Consider the following 937-nt stretch of genomic DNA (forward strand, 5'->3'; position numbering starts at 1 on the left):
GGAGGGGAGGGGGAGGGGGGAGCCCCCCGGGTGACAGATTCGGAGTCCGCGGGTGTGGCCTACGCTGGTCGGGTGACCACCCCGGAAGCTGAGCAGCCGCAGTCCGTGTCGTCCGACGGTGCCGCGTCGCGGCCCGAGGAGCGGCTGGAGCGGGCCGTGCGGGCCGCCGAGCAGGCGCTGATCGAGTTCGAGATCGCGGTGGAGACGTTCCGTGTCGAGGTGGAGAACTTCTCCCGGCTGCACCATCAGCGGCTCGGCCCGATGTACGCCCGCCTGGAGGAGCTGGACGCGGAGATCGCCGAGGTCAGGGCGGCGCGCAGCGGTGATCCCGAGGACCTGCGGGTCGCGCAGGAGCTGCGTGCCCGGGTGATGCCGATGCCGTCCGTGGAGGAGCTGTTCCACGGGTGGATGGACGGTGAGGGACTGTTCCCGGAGGCGTCCGCGATGCTCACGGACCAGCCGGTACGGCCCCCACAGCGGGTGCGTCCTAGCGAGGAGGCCCGCCGGCTCTACCGCGAGCTGGCCCGCAAGGCCCACCCCGACCTGGCCCAGGAGGAAGGCGAGCGGGCGCGGCGCGAGGAGTTCATCACCCGCGTCAACGCGGCCTACGGCCGGGGCGACGAGGCACTGCTGAAGGAGCTGGCCGAGGAGTGGGCCGCCGGTCCGATGCCCCAGGAGCAGCGCCCGAGCCGCAGCGAGGAGCTGTACGCCCGGCTGGACTGGCTGGCCCGGCGCAAGGAACTGCTCGCGGTGATCGCGAAGGACCTGGAGGAGAGTGCGATCGGCGGGATGCTGCGGCTGGCGCCGGACGACCCGGACCGCCTCCTCGACGAGATCGCCGAGCAACTGCTGTCCGAGGTCGCCCGTCGCGAGTCGGAGCTGGCGGCGCTGCGGGGGCAGGGCTGAGCGGTCGCCGGACCGAAGCGGGCGCGGGGGC

Annotated in this window: 1 protein-coding gene; it reads left to right on the top strand. The window is 73.5% G+C overall.

Features of this window, described 5'->3' with window-relative positions:
* Positions 1–72 precede the first annotated feature (72 nt).
* Positions 73–906, top strand: coding sequence for a hypothetical protein (locus CCN42_RS36675; RefSeq protein WP_086741641.1), 834 nt, complete (start codon positions 73–75; stop codon positions 904–906).
* The last annotated feature ends 31 nt before the right edge of the window (positions 907–937 follow it).

Origin of the sequence: Streptomyces glaucescens, from assembly GCF_002154375.1 — a bacterium.
Classification (GTDB): domain Bacteria; phylum Actinomycetota; class Actinomycetes; order Streptomycetales; family Streptomycetaceae; genus Streptomyces; species Streptomyces glaucescens.